Origin of the sequence: Photobacterium iliopiscarium, from assembly GCF_003026395.1 — a bacterium.
Lineage (GTDB): Bacteria > Pseudomonadota > Gammaproteobacteria > Enterobacterales > Vibrionaceae > Photobacterium > Photobacterium iliopiscarium.
The window spans coordinates 465,972-488,523 of the sequence record NZ_PYOO01000002.1 but is presented as its reverse complement, the minus strand read 5'-3'; the positions used below and the strand labels follow the sequence as shown (position 1 = coordinate 488,523).

Annotated in this window: 22 protein-coding genes; 13 read left to right on the top strand and 9 right to left on the bottom strand. The window is 39.5% G+C overall.

Annotation, left to right across the window (positions count from 1 at the left end; translation table 11 throughout):
• Nucleotides 1-17 precede the first annotated feature (17 nt).
• Both C9J51_RS05595 and narQ read right to left on the bottom strand, forming a co-directional pair.
• Nucleotides 18-644: a response regulator gene (locus C9J51_RS05595; RefSeq protein WP_045037594.1), complete on the bottom strand. Its 627-nt coding sequence runs from the start codon at nt 642-644 to the stop codon at nt 18-20.
• A gap of 4 nt (nt 645-648) precedes the next feature.
• The gene (gene narQ, locus C9J51_RS05590; RefSeq protein ID WP_045039209.1) at nt 649-2,361 is read right to left on the bottom strand and encodes a nitrate/nitrite two-component system sensor histidine kinase NarQ; all 1,713 of its coding nucleotides are present in this window, start codon (nt 2,359-2,361) and stop codon (nt 649-651) included.
• A gap of 308 nt (nt 2,362-2,669) precedes the next feature.
• On the opposite strand from narQ, the gene napF reads away from it, so the two are divergent.
• From napF to C9J51_RS05560, 6 genes are all read left to right on the top strand, one after another.
• Nucleotides 2,670-3,152, top strand: coding sequence for a ferredoxin-type protein NapF (gene napF, locus C9J51_RS05585; RefSeq protein ID WP_045037596.1), 483 nt, complete (start codon nt 2,670-2,672; stop codon nt 3,150-3,152).
• Between the two features lie 25 nt (nt 3,153-3,177).
• Nucleotides 3,178-3,450, top strand: a complete 273-nt coding sequence (locus C9J51_RS05580; RefSeq protein WP_045039210.1) for a chaperone NapD — start codon at nt 3,178-3,180, stop codon at nt 3,448-3,450.
• A complete protein-coding gene (napA, locus tag C9J51_RS05575; RefSeq protein WP_045039211.1) occupies nt 3,447-5,933 on the top strand; it encodes a periplasmic nitrate reductase subunit alpha in 2,487 nt (828 codons plus the stop codon). The genes C9J51_RS05580 and napA overlap by 4 nt, the downstream gene beginning before the upstream one ends.
• A 68-nt stretch (nt 5,934-6,001) precedes the next feature.
• Nucleotides 6,002-6,529 (top strand): nitrate reductase cytochrome c-type subunit, encoded by a 528-nt coding sequence (locus C9J51_RS05570; RefSeq protein WP_045039212.1) that lies wholly within the window; start codon nt 6,002-6,004, stop codon nt 6,527-6,529.
• Nucleotides 6,530-6,558: 29 nt separating this feature from the next.
• Nucleotides 6,559-7,134: a NapC/NirT family cytochrome c gene (locus tag C9J51_RS05565; RefSeq protein WP_045037600.1), complete on the top strand. Its 576-nt coding sequence runs from the start codon at nt 6,559-6,561 to the stop codon at nt 7,132-7,134.
• 14 nt (nt 7,135-7,148) lie between these two features.
• Nucleotides 7,149-7,286: a TIGR02808 family protein gene (locus C9J51_RS05560; protein WP_082064212.1), complete on the top strand. Its 138-nt coding sequence runs from the start codon at nt 7,149-7,151 to the stop codon at nt 7,284-7,286.
• Between the two features lie 92 nt (nt 7,287-7,378).
• On the opposite strand, the gene C9J51_RS05555 is transcribed toward C9J51_RS05560, so the two are convergent.
• Nucleotides 7,379-7,849 carry a DUF1499 domain-containing protein gene (locus tag C9J51_RS05555; protein ID WP_244907429.1) on the bottom strand — a complete coding sequence of 157 codons (471 nt, stop codon included), beginning with the start codon at nt 7,847-7,849 and terminating at the stop codon, nt 7,379-7,381.
• Nucleotides 7,846-8,190, bottom strand: coding sequence for a DUF2956 domain-containing protein (locus tag C9J51_RS05550; RefSeq protein ID WP_045039313.1), 345 nt, complete (start codon nt 8,188-8,190; stop codon nt 7,846-7,848). Before C9J51_RS05550 ends, C9J51_RS05555 begins: the two co-directional genes overlap by 4 nt.
• 449 nt (nt 8,191-8,639) lie before the next feature.
• On the opposite strand from C9J51_RS05550, the gene C9J51_RS05545 reads away from it, so the two are divergent.
• Together C9J51_RS05545 and C9J51_RS05540 are read left to right on the top strand one after the other, a co-directional pair.
• Nucleotides 8,640-9,086, top strand: a complete 447-nt coding sequence (locus C9J51_RS05545) for a DUF2919 domain-containing protein (protein ID WP_045039213.1) — start codon at nt 8,640-8,642, stop codon at nt 9,084-9,086.
• Nucleotides 9,087-9,106: 20 nt separating this feature from the next.
• Nucleotides 9,107-9,523 carry a hypothetical protein gene (locus C9J51_RS05540; protein ID WP_231579413.1) on the top strand — a complete coding sequence of 139 codons (417 nt, stop codon included), beginning with the start codon at nt 9,107-9,109 and terminating at the stop codon, nt 9,521-9,523.
• A 251-nt stretch (nt 9,524-9,774) separates the two neighbouring features.
• Here C9J51_RS05540 and crr read toward each other — a convergent pair whose 3' ends face one another.
• The 5 genes from crr to cysZ all read right to left on the bottom strand — a co-directional run bounded on the left by crr (nt 9,775) and on the right by cysZ (nt 14,690).
• A complete protein-coding gene (gene crr, locus C9J51_RS05535) occupies nt 9,775-10,284 on the bottom strand; it encodes a PTS glucose transporter subunit IIA (RefSeq protein ID WP_045037603.1) in 510 nt (169 codons plus the stop codon).
• A gap of 43 nt (nt 10,285-10,327) precedes the next feature.
• The gene (gene ptsI / locus C9J51_RS05530) at nt 10,328-12,052 is read right to left on the bottom strand and encodes a phosphoenolpyruvate-protein phosphotransferase PtsI (protein WP_045039214.1); all 1,725 of its coding nucleotides are present in this window, start codon (nt 12,050-12,052) and stop codon (nt 10,328-10,330) included.
• A 55-nt stretch (nt 12,053-12,107) separates the two neighbouring features.
• On the bottom strand, nt 12,108-12,395 hold the full coding sequence (locus C9J51_RS05525; protein WP_045037604.1) for an HPr family phosphocarrier protein: 288 nt from the start codon (nt 12,393-12,395) through the stop codon (nt 12,108-12,110).
• A 319-nt stretch (nt 12,396-12,714) separates the two neighbouring features.
• Nucleotides 12,715-13,683: a cysteine synthase A gene (gene cysK / locus C9J51_RS05520; RefSeq protein ID WP_045037605.1), complete on the bottom strand. Its 969-nt coding sequence runs from the start codon at nt 13,681-13,683 to the stop codon at nt 12,715-12,717.
• A gap of 245 nt (nt 13,684-13,928) precedes the next feature.
• Nucleotides 13,929-14,690, bottom strand: a complete 762-nt coding sequence (cysZ, locus tag C9J51_RS05515; protein WP_045037606.1) for a sulfate transporter CysZ — start codon at nt 14,688-14,690, stop codon at nt 13,929-13,931.
• A gap of 352 nt (nt 14,691-15,042) precedes the next feature.
• Here cysZ and zipA point away from each other — a divergent pair, with 352 nt between their 5' ends.
• From zipA to gltX, 5 genes are all read left to right on the top strand, one after another.
• Nucleotides 15,043-16,416 carry a cell division protein ZipA gene (gene zipA / locus C9J51_RS05510; RefSeq protein WP_107274892.1) on the top strand — a complete coding sequence of 458 codons (1,374 nt, stop codon included), beginning with the start codon at nt 15,043-15,045 and terminating at the stop codon, nt 16,414-16,416.
• Nucleotides 16,417-16,553: 137 nt separating this feature from the next.
• Nucleotides 16,554-18,572, top strand: a complete 2,019-nt coding sequence (gene ligA / locus C9J51_RS05505) for an NAD-dependent DNA ligase LigA (RefSeq protein ID WP_045036627.1) — start codon at nt 16,554-16,556, stop codon at nt 18,570-18,572.
• A gap of 524 nt (nt 18,573-19,096) precedes the next feature.
• Entirely contained in the window at nt 19,097-20,506 is a 1,410-nt protein-coding gene (locus tag C9J51_RS05500) for an OprD family porin (protein ID WP_045039215.1), read from the top strand.
• A gap of 132 nt (nt 20,507-20,638) precedes the next feature.
• Nucleotides 20,639-20,827, top strand: a complete 189-nt coding sequence (locus C9J51_RS19400) for a hypothetical protein (protein ID WP_128081749.1) — start codon at nt 20,639-20,641, stop codon at nt 20,825-20,827.
• A gap of 174 nt (nt 20,828-21,001) precedes the next feature.
• The gene (gene gltX / locus C9J51_RS05490; RefSeq protein WP_045036624.1) at nt 21,002-22,426 is read left to right on the top strand and encodes a glutamate--tRNA ligase; all 1,425 of its coding nucleotides are present in this window, start codon (nt 21,002-21,004) and stop codon (nt 22,424-22,426) included.
• Nucleotides 22,427-22,552 lie beyond the last annotated feature (126 nt).

Sequence of the window (22,552 nt, the reverse complement as noted above, 5' to 3'; positions counted from 1 at the left end):
TGCGGTTTTTTATTGTATTAATAACCTAATGTTTGTAGATAAAGTACCGTGGCAGCTGTACGTGATTTGACTTGCAGTTTACGTAATAAACTTTTCATATGTACTTTTACGGTTGCTTCTGAAATAAACAGTAAATCGGCAATGGTTTTATTGCTATAGCCTTTTGCGACTTCTTGTAATATCTGTTTTTCTCGTTCTGTTAAGCTTGAGAATAGCGAGTTTTCAGTGCCATTGTTATTCAGAAATGCGGTTACAACTTCACTGTATGCTTTACCCCCCGTTAGTGCCGTTTTGAGTAAAGCGACTAATTCATCAGGCTCGGTATCTTTGAGTAAATAGCCATCAGCCCCTGCGTCGATAAGCGTTTTGATATCAGCATGATTATCAGACACGGTAAGGATCACAATACAGGCATCTATACCTTCATTGCGTAATGTAATCAGGGTATCTAAACCTGAAATTCCTTTCATGTTGAGATCTAACAAAATCAGATCTACGGGCAGTTTATGAGCAAGGGCAATGGCTTCATTGCCATTACTTGCTTCACTAATAACATCAAAAGCGCTATCAAAACTCAATAGTTGACCAATACCTCTGCGCATTAATGGATGATCATCAACGATCATTACTTTCCAAGGTGTCATCTTTTTATCCTTCTGATAATGCGAACTGTAATTTAACGTGACTGCCAACGCCGATTTGAGAATGAAGGGTTAATTCTCCTTTTAAGCGAGAAGCACGCTCTTGCATGATGTTTAAGCCATAGTGATTAAGTTTTGAGTTTGAGGGATCAAACCCAACCCCATCATCAGCAATTTCAACATTAATAATGCCGTGTTGTTGATGACATGAAATTTTGATTTGATTGGCATCGGCATGCTTGATGGCATTTAATACGGCTTCACGAATAATTTGTAATAAATGGACTTGATTATGGGCAATTAATGCCATTGAGGGTAATTGGTTATCAACCTGAAATTGCGCTGAGGTTTGATCTTGTAATGACGTCAATAATTGATTGAGTGCCTCACTAAAATTAGCCTCTTTAATGGTTAATCTAAAGGTACTCAATAACTCGCGTAATTGGGTATAAGCATTAGAGAGTTCTTCATCAATGACTTGTACTGTTTGTTGCTGATTATCATTGGTATTGGTATTGGTATTGGTATTGGTATTGAGTTGCCGTTTTAATATCGTTAATTGAATTTTAAGATACGACAATGACTGTGCTAATGAGTCATGCAGCTCACGAGCAATTGTCGCACGCTCTTCCATTAATAATAATTGTTCAGTTTGTTTTTGCGTTCGGTTGTAATAAATACCACGACTTAAAATATTGGCAATATTTTCAATTAAGGCGAGATCTGGACAAGGTAATTGATATTGCCACCATAGTTGGCCCATTATTTCATCATCAATTAATAAGGGTTGTTGGTGCCAAGTTGTTGATTGGTATTCACCAACTGTGATTTTTGTGGTGGTGCCGTTTGATTCTTCAATGATCAATTTTGCAGCGGTTAACCCATCAATCGCAATTAAAGTTTCCAACATATGCTGAAAATGCTGGTGGGTTAAGCGGCTAACAGATAACTGTTGTGAACAGTTATATAACACTTTAAGCGATTTATTAGCATGGCGAAGGCGATGGGTTTTTTCATTGACACTTTGTTCTAAAGCCCCATAAAAATTATTTAAATCTGCGGCCATTTGAGTAAACGTACGCGCAAGAATACCTAATTCATTATTACTATTATTATTAATGGTTAATGAAAATTGGTGCTGTTTAATTCGCTTACATCCTGCCATTAATTGATTGAGCGGCACAACTATTTGGCGCTGTGTAAATTGAATTGTAAATAACACCACCATTAAAATAAGTAATAAACCAACCGCACTAATAAACGCCAAAAGGTGCAATTTATTTTCAGATGATTGTTGTAATTCAAACACAAATTGATCAATACGCTCAACAAAAGGGGCGACTTGAATTAAATAGCTATCTTTATCTCTTTGATCTAATTCTGAACGTACCGCCTGCCATGTTAAGAGTAATTCAGTGTAATGGTGTTGTATTGTTTGAGGGGTATACCAACGATGTAATTCCTGCATGGTTGGCGAGGTCAGTGATTGATCAAACTCCATCGTATGGGTGTTAAGTAATGGTGATTGGGTTTCGATATCAAAGGCTAATCGATAGCTCTGCATTCTTAAAGAGCCTGCGGTATTGATGGCTGCGGCATCATTTAGACTCGAGACTAATATGCACAACGCTAAACTGATCGTGGTTGAGACCAAAAATAGAATAGCAACCATTGAACGACCAATGGTGGTGGTAACAGAATTCACTTTTTGTTGCTGCATGGATTGTCGACGACCTATAGATATGAATTATTGTTAATGGAATGGGGAGGTAGTAATTATTTCTTGTCGTTATATTTAGCCTACTTATTTTTTAATAATTGATATCACGATAAATTTGCAAATATTAGATGTTATCCACTATGTTTTATTGATCAAGATCAAAGTATAGGGGCAATTACCTCTAAGGGGGTATGTTCGCAGTTATGACGATATTTAAAAATAACGTAAAAGAACATTAATAGAAAGTGAATGGCAACAAAGAGAATGATTTGCCATTATTTAATGTTTAATTATAAAAGGAGAGGGCTGTGATTAATCATTCCCGCCGAGGATTATTTACTCGTAAACAGCCGTCCCAGCAACAACGTTTGCCTTGGATAAAGGACGAAAACACGTTTACTGATCATTGTCTGCGTTGTAATGCTTGTGTTAATGCTTGTCAAACAAAAGTGATTGTAAAAGGTGATGGTGGCTTTCCGGTGGTGGATTTTCATCATGGCGAGGGTGAATGTAGCTTTTGTTATCAATGTGCAGATGTCTGTCCTGAACCTTTATTTGAACCACAGCAACAACAACCATGGACTCAAACTGCGACAATTAATTCATCTTGTATCGCATTAAATAATATTGAATGTCGTAGTTGTGGTGATCAATGTGAAACACAAGCAATTACCTTTTCTTTACAAGTGGCGAAGGTTGCTCAGCCTGTTATCAACAAGGCTGATTGCAGTGGATGTGGTGCGTGTATAAGCGGCTGTCCTGTGGCTGCGATTGAAATGATAACGCCTTAAATTTAAAAATTATTAGAGAGTAAACATGACATTACATGAAGTGCATACCTCAAGCCTTATCGTTCACGTTAAGCCACAATATTTGGCAACGATTAGCCAACAAATTTTAGCAATACCGAATACTGAAATTCCTGCGACAAGTGAAGAAGGTAAAATTATCGTAGTACTTGAGACAGAGAACCAAGGCTACGTAACTGATGCAATTGATAAAATTAATAATTTAGACCATGTATTGATCACTTTTTTGGTCTATCACCATATTGAGAATTACGAGCTACAAGCTGAGGGTAAGCTATGAAAATGACAAGACGAGCATTTGTGAAAGCAAATGCAGCAGCATCAGCGGCTGCGGTAGCGGGTATTTCGTTACCAGCATCAGCGACGAATTTAATTGTGAGTTCTGATGAAACTGAAATTAAATGGGATAAAGCGCCTTGTCGTTTTTGTGGTACGGGTTGTTCAGTGTTAGTCGGGACTAAAAATGGACGGGTGGTTGCAACGCAAGGTGATCCAAAAGCACCCGTAAATAAAGGTCTTAATTGTATTAAAGGCTATTTTTTATCGAAAATAATGTACGGTAAAGATCGTTTACAAACGCCATTATTACGCATGAAAGATGGCGAATATCATAAAGAAGGTGAATTTACCCCAGTGTCATGGGATCACGCCTTTGATGTGATGGCTGAAAAGTGGAAAGCAGCATTGAAGAAGCAAGGCCCATCGGGTGTGGGTATGTTTGGTTCTGGTCAATGGACCGTTATGGAAGGTTATGCTGCTTCTAAAATGATGAAGGCCGGTTTCCGTTCAAACAATATTGATCCTAATGCGCGTCACTGTATGGCATCAGCGGTGGTGGGTTTTATTCGTACCTTTGGTATTGATGAACCCATGGGATGTTACGATGATTTTGAACATGCGGATGTGTTTGTGCTTTGGGGTTCAAACATGGCTGAAATGCACCCTGTATTGTGGACACGACTGACTGATCGTCGTTTGAGTCACCCTCATGTCAAAGTGAATGTGTTATCGACCTATGAGCACCGCTCGTTTGAATTAGCTGATAACGGCATGATTTTCCACCCGCAAACTGATTTAGCTATCGCGAATTATATTGCGCATTACATTATTGAAAATGACGCGGTTAATTGGGATTTTGTTAATAAACATACCCACTTTAAGCGTGCTCAAACGGATATTGGTTACGGTTTACGTGATGATAATCCATTGCAAAAGCAAGCGGCAAACCCTAACTCTGGCGAATTATTCCCAATGACATTTGAGGAATACAAAGCATCAGTCGCGGAGTATACCCTTGAAAAAGCGTCACAAATGTCAGGGGTCGAACCTGAGAAATTAGTTGAGTTAGCTAAATACTATGCCGATCCTAACCTTAAAGTAACGTCACTGTGGACCATGGGAATGAACCAACATACCCGTGGTGTGTGGATGCAAAGTTTAGTTTATAACTTGCATTTATTAACGGGTAAAATTTCAACACCGGGTAATAGTCCGTTTTCATTAACAGGTCAGCCGTCTGCGTGTGGTACTGCCCGTGAGGTGGGTACATTTGCTCACCGTTTACCTGCTGATTTAGTTGTGACTAACCCTAAGCACCGTGCTATTGCTGAAAATATTTGGAAGCTACCAGAAGGTACTATTCCACCGAAACCGGGTTATCACGCTGTGCAGCAAGATCGAATGCTGAATGACGGAAAACTAAATGCTTATTGGGTAATGTGTAATAACAATATGCAAGCGGGTCCTAATATTAATCAAGAGCGTTTACCTGGCTATCGTCATCCCGATAACTTTATCGTCTGTTCTGACCCTTACCCAACGGTTACTGCCCAAGCGTCTGATTTGATTTTACCGACTGCAATGTGGGTTGAAAAAGAAGGTGCTTATGGTAATGCCGAGCGTCGTACTCAAGCTTGGTATCAACAAGTTAAAGCGCCGGGTGAAGCTAAATCTGATCTATGGCAGATCATGGAGTTTTCTAAGCGCTTTAAAGTTGAAGAAGTGTGGGATGAAGCATTACTTAATAAGATGCCTCAGTACCGTGGTAAAACAATGTACGATATTTTATTCATTAACGGTCATGTTGATAAGTTTCCGTTAACCGAAGCGCAGCCATTAAACGATGATGCGCAAGCACAAGGTTATTACGTTCAAAAAGGGCTATTTGAAGAGTATGCCAGTTTTGGTCGTGGTCATGGGCATGATTTAGCACCTTATGATACTTACCATAAGGTCCGTGGTTTACGTTGGCCTGTGGTTGATGGCAAAGAAACCCAGTGGCGTTTTAAAGAAGGCACTGATCCCTATGCTAAAAAAGGCACAGGCTGGGACTTTTATGGTAAACCGGATGGCAAAGCATTAATCATTTCAGCGCCATATGAAGCGCCACCGGAAGTGCCTGACCAAGATTATGATATGTGGTTATGTACCGGACGAGTGCTTGAACATTGGCACACCGGTACCATGACGCGTCGTGTACCTGAATTATATAAAGCAGTGCCTGATGCGTGGTGTTATATCAATCCAGAAGATGCAAAAAAACGAAATCTTCGTCGTGGTGATGAAGTGTTATTAGCTTCTCGTCGTGGTGAAGTACGTTGTCGAGTAGAAACCCGTGGTCGTAATCGTCCTCCTGTTGGACTCGTTTTTGTACCGTTTTTCGATGCTAATATTTTAGTTAATAAGTTGATCTTGGATGCGACGGATCCATTGTCGAAACAGACAGATTTTAAAAAATGTCCTATTAATATCACCAAGATCTAATCCATTAATTCAGTGAACGGCAGTGGTCGTTCACTGTGACTAGAATATGCCTAGAGACGGAGAACAGCATGAAACGATTATTTTTTGCAGCATTAGTTGCAGGTCTAATGCTTAGTGGTATTGCACATAGTGACGATAACAATGCAGCAGTAACCGCAGAAGCAGCTACGACAACAGCAAATATTGCTGCTGCGGCTAAATTAGACAATCCCGGTGGTATTGGTGGGCTTGAGTCATTACGTGGTCTTGCTGAGATAGAAGCGACACGCCCAGCTGATTTAATGAAGCATTACCCAAAAGATCAAGGGGTAATTGATAGTGATTATGTTTACCAACCACCATTAATTCCACATAGCATTCGCCATTATGAAGTGTCACTTAACGCCAATAAATGTCTTGCGTGTCATAGCTGGAAAAATGCCAAAGAGATGGGTGCAACTAAGATCAGTGTGACCCATTACGTGTCACCACAACAAGGTCAAGTGTTGTCTGATGTATCGTCAAGCCGTTATTTTTGTTTGCAGTGCCATGTGCCTCAAGCCGACGCTAAGCCATTAGTTGAGAATGATTTTAAACGTGTAAGCGCATTACGTTAATCGTGACTGAGTAGTAAAAGGGTTTATCTATGAAGTGGTTAAAAACATTTTGGTTACGGCTAAAAACACCCAGTAAAGTAGCAGTTGGATTAGTGCTTTTTATGGGGTTTATGGGTGGGTTATTATTCTGGGGCGGGTTTAATACCGTGATGGAAAAGACTAACTCAGAAGAATTTTGTGCTGGGTGCCATGCGCCAATCGTTAAAGAAATTCAAGAAACGATTCACTTTTCAAATCGTTCTGGTGTAAGAGCTATTTGTTCAGATTGTCACGTACCTCATAATTGGACTGATAAAATTGTCCGTAAAGTACAGGCATCAAAAGAAATCGTCGCGCATATGATGGGTACGATTGATACGCCTGAAAAATTCAATGCTCGTCGTGGTCATCTTGCGGAACGAGAATGGCAACGTATGAAAAATAATGACTCTCGAGAATGTCGTAATTGTCATCAGTTCAACTATATGGATTTTTCTGAGCAAGCCCCTCGTAGTGCAAAACAGCACTCAACCGCATTAGCATCGGGTGATAAAACCTGTGTTGATTGCCATAAAGGGATTGCCCATAAGTTACCTGATATGAAAGATGTAGCTGGATGGCAATAAGCTAAGGAGAAACGATGAGTACGCTAGAATCGGTAATTTGGCATACGTTGGGTTATATCGCGATGCCAATGATTATTTTGTCTGGTTTTGTGGCTGTAGCTGCGGTAAGTGTGTGGTTATTGTCGTTAGGTAAAGATAAAAATTTGGATTAAATAGTTATAACAGTCTGATCGTCAAGCCATGGTTGCCATAGTTAACACTAAGGCGGCCATGGCTTTTTGTTATGTTTATTGTGGTTAGTGAATCAGTTGCTGGTGGATGTATCGTGTATTAATTGTTGGTCGATTAATAATGTTCTAAATTGTTGTGCTCGTTTACGATTGACCCCAAAATCAGAATAGCCGCTGCGAGATATAGATCTTACTTGAAGCTGCTGGGCTTGTTGTTTAACTTCAAAATCGTCAATAAATCCAAACACCGCACTGCGAACTTCAATATGAAAATAATGATCATCCTGTTCGATCAGTTTTGCGCCTGGTAATGTTTGAGCAATAGCAACAATATCTGCCCACTTTTGTATTCCCTTAGCGGTAAGCGTAAAAGGGGCTAGCTTAAATTTTTCACGCTGTTCAAGCGTGGATACACAATGGGATTTATTATCGCATGGTGTGTCTATTTGACGCTGCCATGGCGTTGATTGTGGATCAGCACAGCCACTGATTAATCCACTTAATGCGGTTATAAAGCCAATAATCTTCATATTTGTTCTCATCATAGTACGCTGCCATACGTTAAATAAGCACCAAAACCAATCCAAGAGATAATAACAATACCCCATGGTAACCAATGTTGTTTATAGATGATTGATGGGGTTAATGCTGAAATATCTGCAACATCTTCAGATGAAGTATTTTTAGTTTGAATATTTTTCTTTTTTAATTTATCGCGCTCTCTAGCTTTGGCTTTTTGCTGTTTTTTGTATTGTTCAATACCTTTCTGAATTCCTTGTGCGATCAGTTTTGTTTGCTCTTTGGTTTGACCTTCTTTTTGGGTCGCTTTAGCTACCCGTAATGCTTCTATTTGTGTATCTGTAGAAGGGGTCATGTTTTTTTTCATAGTCGTCATGCGCACTATTGACCTTACTGATGAATGATAGATGGTGGTAATTATATCTAATTATTCAATTTTAGCAGTAGCGTTGTTAGATGTTTGATTATTGTTAAATGTGTCTATATTGATGTATTTTGTTTTTTTTGTATGAAAATTCCAGTTTTAGATGAATATAGTGTTAATGCTATATTCATATTGTAACTTTATGATTGGAAAGAATTACTCAATATTTTTTAAATACCCATCGCTCAATAAATAAGCGCATTCTGTAGGTTTTAGATCAAAAAACGTGACTTGCTCGGCAATATATAGAAATGAAAAGTGCGGTAATCCACAAAAATAACGCGTTGTTAGTACTAAATATGTATTGATCGATTAGAGTCGAAATAAGCCATCGTATGTTGATGTTATCTAGATTGATACGTATTGAGTTGAACACATGTGAGGAAGGTTGTTTGCTTTATCCTATCAATGCCTACGATGATAATGGGCAGTTAAAATTAAATAAAATGCTATGGCTGGTGCTGATTTTTAATGCGAAAGCGTTGGTGATTTTTATCATGGCAGGGGTTAGTCGTACTCAAGGTGGTGAATTACTGGAGTTGATTTATCCGCTACGAGAGACACTTTATATAGGCATGGTATTGGGAAGTCCTGCCTTATTATTAATGTGGTTATCGGGTCAGCGCAATAACAATAATAAAGTTACACATTATCTGTGGCAGCAGGGAAAAAAAATATTAATAGCTGCTTACAGTATTGATTTTGCTTTGCAAATATATCATCTCGTGTTGAGTCAAGGTGCATTCTCTTGGGTTGGTGCATTAACCTTGTTATTAACTGCTTGGCTAGGATTATATCTGGTTCTAAGCTCGCGAGTAAAAGATGTGTTTGCACATTAGCTTGTAGAGAGGTAATCGTAATGGAAACGTTAGTGATGGGTAAAGGGCAATTATTTTTAAGTACATTATTGAGCCCACTAGCAATGGCTGATTGGCTATTAGATGTAAGTTTTGAAATGCACAGTGCTTGTCGACTACGACAAACGGTGAATACTTCATTGTCATTGCTACCTGGTGAAGAAACTATCTTTTTTGAAGGCTTAAGCCAAAATAATCATCATTCATACCGTGAAGTGGTGGGTAGTGCACAATTGTTAGATGTTTCCGCTGAAAGCGTTAGGATTGCATTACAAGTGCAAGAACGATTAGATGATGGTGGCTGGCGGACTATTTTAGCGCAAACATTATCAACAGGATTAAATATGCCAATGCTATTTGAATCGGGCGAACCTAATTGTGAACATGTTAAATTACAAGTTGAGGTGATGACAGCATAAGCCATCAATTAAATATGAGTTATGATGATATATAAGAAGCGCGACTATTTGATAGTGGCGTTTTTTTATGGCTGTATTTTATGGCTGTATTTTATGGTGCTGTTCTATATTAATCATAAAGCCTGTAATTACGCTGAAGCGTTTGTACATAATAACTTGGCATGAGGAGGGTTGCCATAGATGATTAGATGGATTTTCACAAAAAAAAACGCAGCTAGAAAGCTGCGTTTTTTATTAAGATATTAACAATCTTATTTCTTGATGCGTAGTACTGGTGTTTCACCAACGTTTACTGCACCAGATAGCTTGATTAGCTCTTTGATCTCGTCCATGTTAGAGATAACAACTGGAGTCAATGTTGACTTAGCTTTCTCTTCTAGAAGTGCAAGATCGAATTCGATGATAGTGTCGCCAACTTTAACAGTTTGGCCTTCTTCAGCGATGCGAGTGAAACCTTCGCCTTTAAGTTCAACAGTATCAATACCAAAGTGAACAAAAAGCTCGATGCCATCGTCAGACTCAATAGAGAAAGCGTGGTTAGTTTCGAAAATCTTACCGATAGTACCGTTTACTGGTGCAACCATTTTGTTGCCAGTTGGTTTGATAGCAATACCATCACCAACAATTTTTTCAGCAAATACTACATCAGGCACATCTTCGATGTTAACGATTTCGCCAGAAAGTGGTGCGATAATTTCAATTACACTAGCTTCACTGCTGTCGTCAGAAACCATTTTCTTTAATTTGTCAAACAGGCCCATATCGTTGCTCCTAAGCGTTGTTATTTTATCTGCCGCTATTTTATTAGCAGATGGTCTTTTCTGCGATGAATTTTTCTACGTGCTCTTCAATCTCAGCCGCAGTTGGAAGAGTTAAAGCATACTCTGCCATTGCTTTAACGTCAGCAAAGTTAGCATTACGGATAACTTTCTTAACGCGAGGGATTGAAATAGCACTCATGCTGAACTCGTCTAGACCCATACCTAATAAAAGTAGAGTAGCACGTTCGTCGCCAGCAAGTTCACCACACATACCTGTCCACTTACCTTCAGCGTGAGAAGCATCAATAACTTGCTTGATCACAGTAAGTACTGCAGGCGATAGTGGATTGTAGAGATGAGAGATAAGCTCATTACCACGGTCAACTGCTAGAGTATACTGGGTTAAATCGTTGGTACCAATACTAAAGAAAGAAACTTCTTTCGCTAAGTGGTGTGCAATTGCTGCGGCTGCTGGTGTTTCAACCATAACACCGATCTCGATGTTAGCGTCAAACGCTAAGCCTTCAGCTGTTAATTCAACCTTAAATGTTTCAATAGCCGCTTTTAATGTACGTACTTCTTCAACCGAAATAATCATCGGGAACATGATACGAACTTTACCGTGAGCTGACGCACGCAGAATAGCACGGAATTGATCGCGAAGAATTTCAGGGCGATCTAGGCTGATACGAATCGCACGCCAACCCAAGAATGGGTTCATTTCTTTAGGAAGATCTAAGTAAGGAAGATCTTTATCACCACCGATATCCATAGTACGGATAATCACTGGCTCGCCATGCATTGCTTCTGCAACTTCTTTGTATGCTTGGTACTGTTCTTCTTCTGTAGGCAGAGAATCACGGTCCATGAACAAGAATTCAGTACGGTATAGACCAACGCCTTCACCACCATTACGACTAACGCCAGCACAGTCTTTAACTGTACCAATGTTGCCGCATACTTCAACTTGCTTGCCATCCAGTGTAATAGCAGGAAGATCTTTTAGTTTAGCGAGTTCTTCTTGCTCTGCTTTATCAGCATCACGGATAGCTTTAAATTTGTTTAGTTCATCATCAGTTGGATTGATAACAACCTGATTATTGATTGCATCAAGAACTAACATATCGCCGTTCTTAACTAAAGATGTAATGTTATTTGTACCTACAATTGCAGGAATTTCTAGTGAACGCGCCATGATAGAGGTGTGTGAAGTACGACCACCAATATCAGTAATAAAACCAAGAACGAACTCTAGATTAATTTGTGCTGTTTCTGACGGTGTTAAGTCGTTAGCGACTAAAATTACCTGTTCATTAATAGCACTTAAATTAATAACATTAATGCCTAATGCGTTTTTAACAAAACGGCTACCGATATCACGAATATCACTTGCACGTTCTTTTAAGTATTCATCATCAAGAGATTCAAGAGTTTGTGCTTGTTCTTCAATGATCGAATAAATCGCATAATCAGCTGAATGCTTATCTTTAATAAGGGCTATGATTTCTTCTTCTAGCTCCTCATCTTCAAGCAACATGATGTGACCTTCAAAGATGGCTTCTTTCTCTTCACCAAAGGTGACACGTGCTTTTTCTTTGATAACTTCAAGTTGCTCAGAAGATTTTTTTCGAGCGTCGAAGAAACGTTGAATTTCGTTATCGATCTGGTCTGCAGCGATAGGAGTTTTGTTTAAAACAATCTCTTCTTCTTGCAATAGCAATGCTTTACCGAAAGCAATACCAGGAGATGCCAGGATGCCTGAAATCATAGCCTTACCTTTAAATTAACTAAAAACTGGAAACGCGTTTGTATACAAACTTAGCTTAGATTTCGCGGAACATTGCGATTTCAGCGCCATCGTGTAGCTCTGTAAGAGTTACTAGCTTATCTACTGCTTCTTGAGCTTGTGCACCTTCAGCCGCGATAGTAATAACAGCACCTTTAACTAGGCCTAGAGTTTGAAGCTTAAATAAGCTCTTAGCGCTTGCGCTTTTACCGTTTGAAGTTACAGTGATATCTGCTTCAAATGATTTTGCGTCTTTAACGAACTGTGCCGCTGGACGAGTGTGTAGGCCGTTTGGTGCAGTAATTTCAACTTGCTTCTGATACATATTTCACCCCAAATTAGATATAGTTGTTATATTAATAGTTGCTTCGTGATCTATAACCGTGGTGATTATAGTCTCAGCATATTGTTCAAGCAGTATAAACTACCTAATAATATACTGTCTTAGCTTTAATCCAAGTCAAAGTTTTATGAGAAACTTTTTTTTTGAATTAATTAAAATTGACTAATAATCGGTCATTTATTTTGATGCTAAAAATAAATCGCATCAGCTTTATAGTAAAGCTGAGAATAAAATGCAACAAAAAAGCCCGCAAAGGGCCTTTTTGAGTGTGGATATACCTATATAACATCACAAAGTGTGATCACTGTTGGGTTTCTTTTTCTGTAAAGAGACCCGCAAAAAGCGCTGTTGATAAGTAGCGTTCGCCAGAACTGGGTAAAATAACGACAATATTTTTATCGGAAAATTCTGGTCGAGCTGCAATATTATTCGCAGCAACAACAGCTGCACCGGATGAAATTCCAGCTAATATGCCTTCTTCATTCATTAAGCGGCGAGCCATTTCTATTGCATCTTCTGAGCTGACTTGTTCAATTTCATCGATAAGTGTTAAATCAAGGTTACCAGGAATAAAGCCTGCACCAATACCTTGAATTTTATGTGGCCCTGGTTTAATCGTTTCACCATTTACGGTTTGAGTCATCACTGGTGATTCGGTGGGCTCTACGGCAACAACGGTAATTGCTTTGCCTTGTTGCTGTTTAATATAACGGCTAACACCAGTAATCGTGCCACCTGTACCAACACCTGAAACAAAAACATCAATCTCACCGTCGGTGGCATCCCAGATTTCAGGGCCTGTGGTCTTTTCATGGATAGCGGGGTTAGCTGGATTGTTAAATTGTTGCAATAGCAGATATTTATCTGGATCTGAATGAACAATTTCTTCTGCTTTATCAATGGCACCTTTCATGCCTTTGGCCGCTTCGGTAAGAATTAATTTTGCCCCAAGCGCTTTTAATAATTTACGACGTTCAATACTCATGCTTTCTGGCATGGTTAGGGTAAGTTTATAGCCGCGGGCTGCTGCTACAAAAGCAAGTGCGATACCGGTATTACCACTGGTTGGTTCTACAAGTTCGATCCCTTCTTTTAAAAGGCCATTTTTCTCTGCTTCCCATACCATATTAGCACCGATACGGCATTTAACACTGAAACTAGGATTACGTGCTTCAATTTTTGCGAGTACTTTGCCATTACTGACACGATTTAGGCGTACCAGTGGGGTATTACCAATAGTGAGAGAGTTATCTTCGTATATTTTGCTCATACTTCGTTCCTTCATGACAAATTAGACTCAATGATGAATAGATTAAGCATATACCTGTCTCGATATTTGCAAAGTAATTAATGGTTATATCTTATTGTTATTATGTGATAGTTATTGCTTTAATTGATGTCTAGTTTGTAAATTTTGATGTTGTTTTGTCGTTTGAGTGAGGTTTTTTATTACCAATAAAAGTAATCAGACCAATAGAAAATCACTATCGGCCTGTGCTACTACATAAATTTAAATCAATATCGTTTAAATTGAGTACGATAATGATCAACCCACATTGCTGTTGCACCACAAACGGCGATTGGCATTACAAATAAATTGATAATAGGCACCATGGTTAACAACATCACGACTGCGCCAAAACTGAGTGCTTGACCTCTTTTTTGCTTGAGTGCGTCGCGCATTTCAGGGAAGGGTACTTTATGGTTATCAAACGGATAATCTACATATTGGATGGTCATCATCCAAGCATTGAATAAGAACCATAATACCGGGGCGACAGTTTGGCCAATCGCTGGGATCCACATTAAAATGAGTAATCCAATGGCTTTGGGTAGATAATACTTAAGTTTTGTCCACTCTCTACCCATGGTGCGAGGTAGATCTTTTATTAGTGCTTTGAAGCTATCATCGGGAGGGGCTTGTCCTGTCAGTTGAGCTTCAAGATATTCAGCTAACAGGCCATTAAAGGGTGCTGCAATCCAGTTAGCAATAGTACTGAAAAAATAGGAGAATGAGACAAGTGCGGCAATCGCAAGTAATGGCCATAAGATATAAGACAGCCAATCAAGCCAACTCGGTAAGTAACTTAGCCAATGGTTAATCCAACCACTTAGATGATCTAATAATGTGGCAAAAGCACTACCAAGTAATACAATATTTATTAATAGAGGAATGAGGACAAAACGTCGCGTACCTGGTTGAGAGGCGAGTTTTAAGCCTTGGAAAAAATAACCAGCGCCGCTGGTCGTTGATTTTATATTATGCTGTTGTGGCATTTCTTTCTCCTGAACAAGCATTTTTTAATATTTTACTGTTCATTTGTTTAGGTTTCTTTATCAATGTTAACGGTAGAGGTAGGATGGAATCAAATAACAAAATTGTTGTCACTACTTTAACAACAAAATAAAAATGATGAGTCACAATACAAAAATGAGGTAAATTTGTACAAAAAACGTCAAGCTGACACTATCCTTGATGGAATCTCGATATTCATCTTCTCATTGTCAAGCGAGTTTTGGTACAGTAAGTCATTCGGTGAGAAATTCTAACTAGATATTAAGTTTCCTAGTAGATTTTTTTCTATTATTAACCCCGTAAAGGGACAACGAGTTAATTTAGAGTATTCATATGCAGGAATTGCGTCTGGTTCTTATTATTGTTGGTGCGTTAGCAATTGCAGCGCTTCTTTTTCATGGTCTATGGACAAGTAGAAAAGAGAAACCAGCTAAATTTGGTGAGAAACCACTAAGTAAAATAGATGAAGCGAATCTTGAAAGTCAAGATATTGCCAAAGAGAGTGTTAGTGACGTCCGTGTTGTGAATAGCGCACCGGAAGTGACAGAAGCTAAGTCAAATCAACCTGATGTTACTGCAACAAAATCAGCGCCAAAGCGTAAAGAACCTGGTTTTAGTTTTGGTGAACGTCCTCAACAAGATCCATTGTTGGGTGAGACTGTTTCTCAAAATATCAATGCAACATCTAAAGCTGTGACTCATGAACGTATTGAGCCACAAATGCATATTGGTTCTGCGTCTCAACCAAGTGTTGCGCCTCAGCCAAGTGTTGTGCCTCAACCAAGTGTTGCGCCTCAGCCAAGTGTTGCGCCTCAACCAAGTGTTGCGCCTCAACCAAGTGTTGCGCCTCAACCAAGTGTTGCGCCTCAACCAAGTGTTGCGCCTCAACCAAGTGTTGCGCCTCAACCAAGTGTTGCGCCTCAGCCAAGTGTTGCGCCTCAGCCAAGTGTTGCGCCTCAGCCAAGTGTTGCGCCTCAGCCAAGTGTTGCGCCTCAGCCAAGTGTTGCGCCTCAGCCAAGTGTTGTGTCTCAGCCAAGTGTTGTGTCTCAGCCAAGTGTTGTGTCTCAGCCAAGTGTTGCGCCTCAGCCAAGTGTTGCGCCTCAACCAACAGTGACTGAAAAAATGACTGTCGCGCCAACGCCTATTTTTACGCCTGTAGATGATAAAGAAGACATTGACGCTGAAGTTGTTACCGTTGTAACTCCTGAACCGGAAATTATTCCTGAGCCAGAAGTAATTTTAGAGCCAGAAGTAATTTTAGAGCCGGAAGTGCTACCTGAGCCTGAACCGTTACCACCAAGTTATTTATCTGTTTGTGTACATGCACGTAAGGGTAAGGTACTTCGTGGGCCATCATTATTTGCATGTTTAGAGCGTAATGGTTTGATTTTCGGTGAAAATTCAGTTTTCCATCGACATGCTGATTTAGCAGGTACTGAGCCAGTTATTTTTTCAGTGACTAACTTGCTTAATCCCGGTACGTTTCCTGAAACGAACTACCAGCATTTTGAAACACCAGGCATTGGCTTTTTCTTAATGTTGCCATGTCATGGTAAAGCATCAAGTAACTTCAATATGATGTTACAAACAGCACAGCAAATTGCTGATCAACTTAATGCTGATGTAATGGATCAAGATCGTGTCATGATCACACCAAATCGTATTGCAGCATATCGAGAAAAATCAGTAAAATATAATCAATGCTAAGTTGATAGATTATTATTGATGAAAATTCAGGCTCCTTCGGGGGCCTGAATTTTATTGTATCTACTGATATAACGATAAAAATTTACTGTTTTGTAATCAGAGTCATTAATCAACATTTTCTTCAGGTAGGAATTGAAATGAGCACCGATCTTCAGCAACAACTTGCCAGCTTAAAACAACAACTAGATTATCATGGCCATCGTTATTACGTTGAAGATAACCCAGAGATACCTGATGCTGAATACGATCGTTTGATGCAACAGTTATTGGCGATTGAAGCTGAGCATCCACAGTGGATAACCAATGATTCACCAAGCCAGCGAGTGGGTGGTAGTGCGCTTGATGGTTTTACTCAAGTAACCCATGAGATTGCGATGCTGTCATTAGGTAATGCGTTTAATGATGATGATTTACGTGATTTTCAAAAGCGACTTCAAGATCGATTACGTGATAGCAGCAGTATTAGTTATTGTTGTGAACCTAAATTAGATGGCTTAGCCGTTAGTTTACTGTATGAGAACGGGGTGCTTATTCAAGCAGCAACGCGTGGTGATGGTGCTACGGGTGAAAATATTACTCATAATGTACGTACTATTGGTGCGATCCCATTACGTTTACGGGGTGATGATTGGCCGCAACGACTTGAAGTGCGCGGTGAAGTTTTTATGCCCAAAAAAGGCTTTGATGAACTCAATGCTAACGCGCTTAAAAAAGGCCTTAAAACGTTTGCTAATCCACGTAATGCCGCTGCTGGTAGTTTACGTCAACTCGATCCTAAAATTACAGCAACGCGTCCGTTAAGTTTTTATGCTTATGCGGTGGGTATTGTAGAAGGGCGAGAGTTAGCCGATACGCAATATCAACGTTTATGTCAGTTAAAAGCGTGGGGACTGCCAATGTGTCCAGAAATTCGTTGTGTTGATAGCATTGAAGCGGTGATTGAATATCATCAAATGATCGGTGATAAGCGCCAATCATTAGGTTATGAAATTGATGGGGTAGTGATCAAAGTTGATCAATTAGATCTGCAACAGCAACTGGGTTTTGTTGCGCGTGCACCTCGTTGGGCGATTGCTTATAAGTTTCCAGCCCAAGAAGAAATGACTATTTTAAATAATGTTGAATTTCAGGTTGGCCGCACAGGCGCAATAACACCAGTAGCAAAACTTGAACCGGTATTTGTTGGCGGAGTCACCGTTAGTAACGCGACGTTGCACAATGCAGATGAAGTGTCACGCTTAGGGGTAATGATTGGTGATACGGTGATCATTCGTCGTGCAGGTGATGTTATTCCTCAAATTGCTGCGGTGGTTGAGTCTCGTCGTCCTGCTGATGCTGTTGCGATAGTCTTTCCGACAGAATGCCCAGTGTGCCAGTCTAAAGTTGAACGCGTTGAAGGAGAGGCTGTTGCGCGTTGTTCTGGCGGCTTATTCTGTCAAGCACAGCGTAAAGAAGCACTTAAACATTTTGTCTCACGTAAAGCATTAGATGTTGATGGTTGTGGTGAAAAAGTTATTGAGCAATTAGTTGATCGTGAAATGGTTACAACACCAGCCGATTTGTTTAAGTTTAGTGCTGGAGAGGTTACCGTACTTGAGCGTATGGGGCCTAAATCGGCTCAAAAATTAATTGATGCGCTGATAGCATCAAAACAAACGACGTTAGCACGATTTATTTATTCATTAGGTATTCGTGAAGTGGGTGAAGCAACCGCTGCCAATGTCGCTAATTATTTTGAAACTTTAGACGCGATCAGTCAGGCCTCTAAAGAACAGCTGATTAAAGTCCCTGATGTGGGTGACGTTGTTGCCGCGCATTTGTTTAATTTCTTCCGTGAACCACATAATACGGCCGTTATTGATGATTTATTAGTACAAGGCATTCATTGGCCGGCCATTGAAAAACCTCAAGCTGGAGTTGAATTACCATTAGAAGGTAAGGTGGTAGTACTAACCGGTTCATTATCACAATTGACTCGTGGTGATGCTAAAGCAGCCTTACAAGCTTTAGGGGCGAAAGTAACGGGTAGTGTTTCTAAAAAAACTGATTTATTGGTTGCAGGGGAAGCGGCGGGATCTAAATTAGCTAAAGCTCAAGAGTTAAATATTGAAATTTGGGATGAACAACAGCTGGTTGATTTAATGGCTAATGCATAAAAATACGCCCCTTTGATATTAAAGCCTCACTTTTGTGGGGCTTTTTTTTGAGTAAATAATGGCATGTTTTATTGATGAAAGACTTAATTTTTAGTGTTTATTTAATGGTGATAATAAAAATATTTTCATAGTAAGAGTCGTGTTTTTCTAAAATCTCGCTTGTTCATGAGAGTATTTATAAAATACGACACTGTTCACAACAATAAAATAACCACACGGTAAGTATTTGTTTTTGATTGAATTTTATTGTTTTTTGTTGTGATACTTAAAACATATGACATTGATCACGATAGCGCTAAAAGTTTGCACTCAATCATATTTTTGCTATTAAAAAGTAAGTTCTTATTGATGTTTTGCGCTGCGAAAGTAGTCTTAATACCGAAGTTACTTAAAGTTCAATTTAAAACGAAATAATATGCATTGGTCGAATTGATTCGACTGACATATAGGAGATTTACTTGCCACCTTCGGCGGCCAACCTTTCAGGGGCAAGTAAACAGCTAATATCTTTTAGGAGTTATTCCATGGAATCAAAGTTTTTTAAAGTTTCGGCTTTAACCGCAGCAATGGTCGGTGCATTATCTGCCGCGCCTGTTATGGCAACCGAAGACAGTGCAGCAGGTCCAGAATATGTGGTAGCTGTTAATGAATTTCTTGATGATTCAACATTAGCAGGTGTTGCTGTTGTTGATACGCGTTCTCGTACTCGTACTACTGGTAAACCTGGCGGTGAAGATGGCGATACGTGGAGTCGTCTAAATTACTCTGCTTACAACCTAATTTTAGATTTTACTTCTGGTTACCATAACGGTTGGTTAGGTGCTGATATTGGTGGTTATCTATCTGGTGATTTGTACAATGATAGCCTTCAAAATGCTAAAGGTGAATATTTAGCGAATGAAATCTCTACATCAAATAACCTTGACTGGGGTGCTGGTGACGGTAACCAAGTTAAGATCACTAAAGCAGCATTAAAATTTAAAGCTGGTGAGAACGTAGATGGTCGTTTTGGTTTTACTCAATCAAATGGTAATGGTGTTTTAGGCAACGTATGGTCTTTCGTTCCTGGTACATACCGTGGTGCTGAACTGAATGCAAACATTGGTAATTTTAAAGCAACTTACTTTATTGCTGACCAATTCACGGCTCCTTGGTTACTAAGTAAAAATGATTATGCACCTGCATTATGGTCTGATACATCTTGGGGTATTGCACACTCGCTAGGTTTACAAGGTAATGCAACTGACGCGTTATACTTACAATTTGGTATTGGTCAAGTAACTGATATTCAATATGCGAATGGTATTGATTGGGATGCAGATAAGGTAACTAGTTACCATGATAAGACTGATACAACAGGTTACAAAGTTTACGCTAAGTACAATATTAATGAAAACATGTCACTTGCATACGATTTCTACGGTGTAAATGATGACGTACAATATGACGGTCTTGGTTACACCACAGGTCTATCATTCAACGCTAAGTTCGGTCAGTTCTCATGGATGACAGATCTTCAATACGCGAAGAGTGATAACGATCGTGATGTTAACCCTCGTATGATTTACACATACGGTATGACAAATGGTACATATTCACTATGGTGGGATGCACTATCTGATTGGAACAAATCAGGCGAAGTATCGATCTACAACCGTTTATCATATGACCAAGGCAATGGTTGGAACTACTACCTAGGCTTCGGTTATGGTTCTGGTAGCAAGTCAGCAGCTGATGGCGCTATGGGTGACTGGGATTACGAGAGCGAGTATGCAGTTAACGGTACAGTTTCTTACTCAGTACCAAATGGTGCACTTAAAGGTTCTACCATTCGTCTACACGCAACAATGCTAGAGCGTGATGAGTTTGCTGGTGCAGCTTCTGCTGATGAAACAGATTTACGTTTCCAAGTTATTATTCCTTACACTTTCTAATATAACAATTAGTTAGGTATGAATTTAAAAGCCCATTTCGATGGGCTTTTTTATTATCTTAAAAAAGAGAACTGGATTATTCATCTTCTTCCTACAATTGAGTTAGGTAACTCAACTAACGAAGGTGATTATATGAAAAAATATATTATTGGTATTATGGCTGCGATGGTCTTAACAGTTAGTTCAAGCGTCTTTGCATCAGGTGGTTCAAATGGCGCTGGTGGTTTTGGTCAAACGTACTGTCATTTATCAAATAATGAGACGGTTTTTGTTCCTTGGTTCATATGCAAGCAACACGGTGGTGAATCATACGACTTTTGATTTGATAATAGAGAATGGACTCTCTAATTTTTTATTGTGACTCATTCGCTATGACTATTTTACGCTCTCGTCTTCCTGATTATTGTAGAATTAGCCCACAGTGCTAGAATACCTACCAATAGATTTAGCACAGTAGCTTTTACTGTGTCATCCATCATTCATAAGGTAATCTCAATGACGGTTAAAACTCGCTTTGCACCAAGCCCAACTGGCTTTTTGCACGTTGGTGGTGCGCGTACAGCATTGTATTCATGGCTATTTGCTAAGCATATGGGCGGCGAATTCGTATTACGTATCGAAGACACAGATATCGAACGTTCAACGCAAGAAGCGATTGATGCGATTATGGAAGGCATGGAGTGGTTAGAGTTAAGTTGGGATGAAGGTCCTTACTACCAAACTAAGCGTTTTGATCGTTATAATGAAGTGGTTGATCAACTACTAGCAGAAGATAAAGCGTATAAGTGTTACTGCCCGAAAGAACTGCTTGATGAGATTCGTGAGCAACAAATGGCAGATGGTGTTAAGCCACGTTATGATGCTAATCATCCTAAAATTATTGCAGCAAATGCGGCAGCAACAGCAGATTCTCCATTCTGTATTCGTTTCCGTAATCCAAAAGAAGGCACAGTGATCTTTGATGATAAGATCCGTGGTCACATCGAAATTTCAAACAGTGAATTAGATGATCTGATCATTCGTCGTACTGACGGTAGCCCAACATATAATTTCTGTGTTGTTATTGATGACTGGGATATGGGTATCACTCAAGTTGTTCGTGGTGAAGATCATATTAACAATACCCCTCGTCAAATTAATATTTACAAAGCATTAGGTGCACCAGTGCCTGAGTTTGCACACTGTGCAATGATCCTTGGTGATGATGGCGCTAAACTATCTAAGCGTCATGGTGCTGTTGGTGTAATGCAATACCGTGATGACGGTTTCCTACCGCATGCTCTATTAAACTACTTAGTACGTTTAGGTTGGTCTCATGGCGACCAAGAAATTTTCTCACTACAAGAGATGATTGATTGCTTTACGCTTGAGTCTGTAAGTAAGTCAGCATCAGCATTCAATACTGATAAATTGTTATGGCTAAACAACCATTACATTAAAACAGCAGCGCCTGAATATGTTGCTAAATACCTGCAATGGCATTTAGATCAAAAACAAATTTCAATTGAAAATGGTCCTGCAATTACTGAAGTGATCACTCTTGTGGGTGAGCGTTGCCATACACTGATCGAATTAGCTGAGCAATCACGTTACTTCTATCAAGATTTTAGTGAGTTTGAAGCGGGTGCGGCTAAGAAGCACTTACGCCCAGTCGCTAAAGATGCATTGGCATTAGCACTTGTGAAAGTTGAAGCACTAGAAGAGTGGACAACTGAAAATCTACATGCTGTTATTGCTCAAGTTTGTGAAGAGCTTGAATTAGGCATGGGTAAAGTGGGTATGCCATTACGTGTTGCGGTTACAGGTCAAGGTCAATCACCATCAGTTGATGCAGTAATGCAATTGATAGGCAAAGAGCGTGTGGTTACACGTATTAAGATGGCACTAGATTATATTGCAGCTCGTGAAGCTAACGCGTAAACATTAGTTTATTGTTAATAAGAACGGAAGTGTCATTGATGCTTCCGTTTTTTTATAACGAACGTAAAGCTGATCACATTTTTTGTTTTACGATAATGACATTGTTTAAAAATATCAATATTATAA

What these genes read in the sequence shown, in the direction of transcription:
- C9J51_RS19400 (WP_128081749.1), top strand. Translation starts at nt 20,639, where the DNA reads ATGAAAAAATATATTATTGGTATTATGGCTGCGATGGTCTTAACAGTT.
- ligA (WP_045036627.1), top strand. Translation starts at nt 16,554, where the DNA reads ATGAGCACCGATCTTCAGCAACAACTTGCCAGCTTAAAACAACAACTA.
- C9J51_RS05565 (WP_045037600.1), top strand. Translation starts at nt 6,559, where the DNA reads ATGAAGTGGTTAAAAACATTTTGGTTACGGCTAAAAACACCCAGTAAA.
- ptsI (WP_045039214.1), bottom strand. Translation starts at nt 12,052, where the DNA reads ATGATTTCAGGCATCCTGGCATCTCCTGGTATTGCTTTCGGTAAAGCA.
- C9J51_RS05525 (WP_045037604.1), bottom strand. Translation starts at nt 12,395, where the DNA reads ATGTATCAGAAGCAAGTTGAAATTACTGCACCAAACGGCCTACACACT.
- C9J51_RS05550 (WP_045039313.1), bottom strand. Translation starts at nt 8,190, where the DNA reads ATGAAAAAAAACATGACCCCTTCTACAGATACACAAATAGAAGCATTA.
- C9J51_RS05595 (WP_045037594.1), bottom strand. Translation starts at nt 644, where the DNA reads ATGACACCTTGGAAAGTAATGATCGTTGATGATCATCCATTAATGCGC.
- C9J51_RS05500 (WP_045039215.1), top strand. Translation starts at nt 19,097, where the DNA reads ATGGAATCAAAGTTTTTTAAAGTTTCGGCTTTAACCGCAGCAATGGTC.
- napA (WP_045039211.1), top strand. Translation starts at nt 3,447, where the DNA reads ATGAAAATGACAAGACGAGCATTTGTGAAAGCAAATGCAGCAGCATCA.
- crr (WP_045037603.1), bottom strand. Translation starts at nt 10,284, where the DNA reads ATGGGCCTGTTTGACAAATTAAAGAAAATGGTTTCTGACGACAGCAGT.
- C9J51_RS05580 (WP_045039210.1), top strand. Translation starts at nt 3,178, where the DNA reads ATGACATTACATGAAGTGCATACCTCAAGCCTTATCGTTCACGTTAAG.
- C9J51_RS05570 (WP_045039212.1), top strand. Translation starts at nt 6,002, where the DNA reads ATGAAACGATTATTTTTTGCAGCATTAGTTGCAGGTCTAATGCTTAGT.
- C9J51_RS05555 (WP_244907429.1), bottom strand. Translation starts at nt 7,849, where the DNA reads ATGATGAGAACAAATATGAAGATTATTGGCTTTATAACCGCATTAAGT.
- zipA (WP_107274892.1), top strand. Translation starts at nt 15,043, where the DNA reads ATGCAGGAATTGCGTCTGGTTCTTATTATTGTTGGTGCGTTAGCAATT.
- narQ (WP_045039209.1), bottom strand. Translation starts at nt 2,361, where the DNA reads ATGCAGCAACAAAAAGTGAATTCTGTTACCACCACCATTGGTCGTTCA.
- C9J51_RS05560 (WP_082064212.1), top strand. Translation starts at nt 7,149, where the DNA reads ATGAGTACGCTAGAATCGGTAATTTGGCATACGTTGGGTTATATCGCG.
- C9J51_RS05540 (WP_231579413.1), top strand. Translation starts at nt 9,107, where the DNA reads ATGGAAACGTTAGTGATGGGTAAAGGGCAATTATTTTTAAGTACATTA.
- cysK (WP_045037605.1), bottom strand. Translation starts at nt 13,683, where the DNA reads ATGAGCAAAATATACGAAGATAACTCTCTCACTATTGGTAATACCCCA.
- gltX (WP_045036624.1), top strand. Translation starts at nt 21,002, where the DNA reads ATGACGGTTAAAACTCGCTTTGCACCAAGCCCAACTGGCTTTTTGCAC.
- cysZ (WP_045037606.1), bottom strand. Translation starts at nt 14,690, where the DNA reads ATGCCACAACAGCATAATATAAAATCAACGACCAGCGGCGCTGGTTAT.